This is a genomic window from Dietzia sp. SLG310A2-38A2 (assembly GCF_014145095.1).
GTDB lineage: Bacteria > Actinomycetota > Actinomycetes > Mycobacteriales > Mycobacteriaceae > Dietzia.
In genome coordinates, this window is the sequence record NZ_JAALDX010000126.1 from 1 (window position 1) to 3,814 (window position 3,814).

The window sequence follows — 3,814 nt, forward strand, 5'->3', positions numbered from 1 at the left end:
GATGGAGGCGAACTCGGGCCGGCGCGGGCGGGTCGCGGCCTCGTCGTAGCCGCCCAACACGATCGAGTCACCCCGCTCGCGACGGTGACGGAGCCACCCCTGCGTGGCCCGGTCATCCGCCATCCGGTACTCGCGCCCGCGCCTCGGCGCGACGAGCAACGAGACGGGCACGGACCGCCGCTCGAGGTCACCGACCAGATCCACCGCACCCTCGAGCGTGGAATCGCGCAGGCCCGAGACGGAGACGATGAGGCGGGCGGTGGCGGGGCGCGGTGTCATGCGGCCCATCCTCGCAGCCGGGGATGACGGCGTGACGACGACGAGGTGTACGTCCGGTGTCCCCGCCGGGCGTGCGTCCGGCCAGACGTGTCGCTCCGGGACGGGGTCAGACCGGGAGGACGTCCTCGATCGCCCCGGTGAGTTCGGGGGCGCCGGGCTCCACCTTGGGACGGAAGCGGCCCACGACCTCACCCGCCGGGGAGAGCAGGAACTTCTCGAAGTTCCACTGCACGTCACCGGCCTCGCCGTCGGCGTCGGCGACCGCGGTCAGTTCCGCGTACAGCGGGTGCTGGTCCGGGCCGTTGACGTCGACCTTGGCGGCCAGGGGGAAGGTGATGCCGTACTTCTCGGTCGTGAACTCCTTGATCGCGCCCTCGTCGCCGGGTTCCTGCCCCATGAACTGGTTGCACGGGAACCCCAGGACGAAGAACCCGCGATCGCGGTAGTCGTCGGCCAACTCCTGCAGGCCCTCGTACTGCGGGGTGAGCCCGCACTCGCTAGCCACGTTGACCACGAGGACCGCGTGGCCCGCGTAGTCGCCGAGTCGTGCCTGTTCGCCGTCGATGGTCGTGAAGGTGATGTCGTGGAGGCTGCTCATGTGAGCCAGCTTACGCGTGTACCACTCTTGACACATCGTTGGGTTTTTACAACACTGCATTGCATGAGCCCAGTGCGAAGGGGAGAAAAGCTCCCCATCTACAACCGGATCGCCGTCCTGCGGGCCGAGCACCGACTCAGCCGGGCCTCGCTGGCGGAACGGATCGAGGTCAACCCCCAGACCGTGGGGGCACTCGAACGGGGAGACCACTTCCCCAGCCTGGATCTGGCCTTCCGCATCTGCTCGGTGTTCGACCTACCGGTCGAGGCCGTCTTCTCCCGGGAGGAGTTCCAGCCGATGTCCACCGAGATCTACCGCCGCACACGAGAGGACACACCATGAGCACCGTCACCGTCGACACCCTGACCGCCGCCGAGCGCCGCTACGAGAAGACCGCCGACCGGCTCTCCACCAGCCTGCTCTCGTGGCGCACCCCGGAACGCCGCCGACTATTGGTCCGGATGAACTGGGCGTGCGTGGCGGTCATGGCGGCGATCGCCATCGCCGGGTTCTTCTGGCTGCCGATCGTGATCGCCTGGCTGCCCATGACCGTGGCGATCTGCACGGTGTGGACGATGCTGCGCACCGTGATCGACGTCAAGGACTCGGCGCCGCCCCGCTACCTCGACGAGTTCGAGACGCAGACGCTGCTGCGCGCCAGGTCGACCGCGCTGTCGGTGCTCGTAGGCATCTGCTTCGTGATCGGACTCGTGCTGGTCTTCGGCTCCACGATGGAACTCGGGGAGGGCCACCGCCTCGCCTATGCGATGGGCGGACTCGCGGTCCTGGCGGTCTTCGTCGGCGGGATCATCCCCGCCGCCGCGATGGCCGGGACCATGGACCCCGCCGACTCCGAGGACCGCTGACGCCACCCCGGACCCCGGGGGGGTGTGGGAGCGGGGGTGCGCGAGCGGACTCCTAGCCCGCCCCGGCCGTGCGGACCGTCCACGCGTACTCGAACGCGGTCTGGCGCCACCGCTCGTATCGCCCGGACACGCCGCCGTGTCCGGCGCTCATCTCGCAGCGCAACAGCACCGGGCGTTCGGCCGAGTCGGCCGAGGTCGACACCGCCCTGAGCCGGGCCACCCACTTGGCGGGCTCCACGTAGAGCACCCGGGTGTCGTTGAGCGAGGTCACCGCCAGGATCGCCGGGTAGTCCTTGGCCTCGATGTTCTCGTACGGCGCGTAGGAGGCCATGTAGTCGTAGACCTCCTGCGAGTGCAGCGGATCGCCCCACTCGTCCCACTCGATCACCGTGAGCGGGAGTTCCGGCATCAGGATCGAGGTGAGCGGATCGACGAACGGCACCACCGCCTGGATGCCGACGAACAGCTCCGGCGCGAGGTTGGCCACGGCGCCCATGAGCAGGCCACCCGCGCTGCCGCCCTCCGCCACCAGCCGGTCCGGGGCGGTGAGCCCGGAGTCGACCAGGTGCCGGGCGCAGTCGACGAAGTCCGTGAAGGTGTTCCGCTTGGTGAGGGTCTTGCCGTGCTCGTACCAGAGGCGTCCCATCTCGCCGCCGCCCCGCACGTGCGCGACCGCGTAGGCCATCCCCCGGTCGAGCAGCGAGAGCCGGGCCACCGAGAAGGCGGGGTCGATGCTGGTCTCGTACGAACCGTAGCCGTACAGCAGGGTCGGAACCTGCTCGCCCGCGTCGATCCGAGCTGCGGTCTCCTGCGCCATCACCAGGGAGATCGGCACCTGGGTGCCGTCCCCGGCGGTGGCCCAGTCCCGGCGCTGCACGTACCCGGCCGGGTCATAACCGCCGAGCACCTCCTGCTCGCGCAACAGGGTCCGCTCCCCCGTGGCCAGCGCCAGGGAGTAGATCCGGCCCGGGGTGACGAACGAGCCGAACCCGAACCTCAGCACCGGTGAGCCCCATTCCGGGTTCGACCCCGGGCCCGAGGTGAACAGTTCCTCGTCGAACTCCACAGGGGTGAACTCGGAATACGCCCCCGCACCCCCGGTGGCGGCGGGATCCAGCGGCATCAGGGAGAACCGGGGCAGGGCTCCCTCCCGGTACCCCAGAACCAGGACACGGGCGAACGCGTCGACCCCCTCCACCCGCACGTCGTCGCGGTGCGGCACGAGCGGGCTCAGGTCTCGGAAGTCGCTGCCGACCGGCCCGGCCGGGGCCTCGACCACGGCGAAGTTCGGCGAGCCCGCGTTGTGGGTGATGAGGAAGCGGTCCTCGCCGCCGACGACCGCGTGCTCGACGTCGTACTCGACGCCCTCCTCGCGAGGGCGTACGCACCAGAACTCGCCGGCCGGGTCGGCGGAGTCCAGGCACCACACCTCGGTGGTGATCTTGGACCCCGCGGCGATCTGCAGGTACTTCTCGCTGCGTGTCTCGCCGACCCCGATCCAGTACGACTCGTCGGGCTCGTGGAACACCTCGTCGTCGTCGTCCCGGGTCGTCCCCAGACGGTGACGCCACACGGTGTCGGGTCGCCACGCCTCGTCGACCGTCACGTAGAACACGTACTGCCCGTCGCGTGACCAGGTCACGCCGGCCGCGATCCCCGAGATCTCCTCCGTCGGCGCCGTGTGGTCGGGATCCAGGGACCGGAAACGCAGGGTGTAGCGCTCGTCGCCCTCGGTGTCGGTGGCCCAGGCCAGGACGCGGCCGTCGTGGCTCACCGAGAACGCGCCGAGCGCGAAGTACTCGTGCCCCTCGGCCTCGGCGTTGCCGTCCAGCAGCAGCTGCTCGCCGGGGAGCTCGACGCCGGGCGAGACCTCCGGCGGCACCCACCCGGCCGGGTCCCCGGCGTCGGCCACGAACTGCGGCGGCACGGGGACGCGGCAGTGCCGGGCGTAGGACAGGCCCTCCGAGGTGCGGGAGAAGTACCACCAGCCGCTGGCCCGCACGGGGACCGACATGTCGGTCTCCTTGACGCGGGAGCGGATCTCCTCGTAGACCTCGTCCTCGAGCGGCTT

General features: G+C 70.2%; 5 protein-coding genes. 2 read left to right on the forward strand and 3 right to left on the reverse strand.

Annotated features, from left to right (window positions below; translation table 11 throughout):
- Nucleotides 1-279 (reverse strand): DUF2334 domain-containing protein (locus G6027_RS04755; RefSeq protein WP_346995632.1); only part of this gene is annotated, 279 nt, incomplete at its 3' end.
- Nucleotides 280-385: 106 nt separating this feature from the next.
- Nucleotides 386-877 (reverse strand): glutathione peroxidase, encoded by a 492-nt coding sequence (locus G6027_RS04760; protein WP_182635872.1) that lies wholly within the window; start codon nucleotides 875-877, stop codon nucleotides 386-388.
- A gap of 63 nt (nucleotides 878-940) precedes the next feature.
- Here G6027_RS04760 and G6027_RS04765 point away from each other — a divergent pair, with 63 nt between their 5' ends.
- Nucleotides 941-1,219, forward strand: a complete 279-nt coding sequence (locus tag G6027_RS04765) for a helix-turn-helix transcriptional regulator (RefSeq protein WP_182635875.1) — start codon at nucleotides 941-943, stop codon at nucleotides 1,217-1,219.
- Entirely contained in the window at nucleotides 1,216-1,743 is a 528-nt protein-coding gene (locus G6027_RS04770; protein ID WP_182635877.1) for a hypothetical protein, read from the forward strand. The genes G6027_RS04765 and G6027_RS04770 overlap by 4 nt, the downstream gene beginning before the upstream one ends.
- A gap of 52 nt (nucleotides 1,744-1,795) precedes the next feature.
- Here G6027_RS04770 and G6027_RS04775 read toward each other — a convergent pair.
- Nucleotides 1,796-3,814: S9 family peptidase (locus tag G6027_RS04775; protein ID WP_182635878.1), on the reverse strand; the 2,019-nt coding region annotated here is incomplete at its 5' end.

What these genes read in the sequence shown, in the direction of transcription:
- G6027_RS04765 (WP_182635875.1), top strand. Translation starts at nt 941, where the DNA reads ATGAGCCCAGTGCGAAGGGGAGAAAAGCTCCCCATCTACAACCGGATC.
- G6027_RS04770 (WP_182635877.1), top strand. Translation starts at nt 1,216, where the DNA reads ATGAGCACCGTCACCGTCGACACCCTGACCGCCGCCGAGCGCCGCTAC.
- G6027_RS04760 (WP_182635872.1), bottom strand. Translation starts at nt 877, where the DNA reads ATGAGCAGCCTCCACGACATCACCTTCACGACCATCGACGGCGAACAG.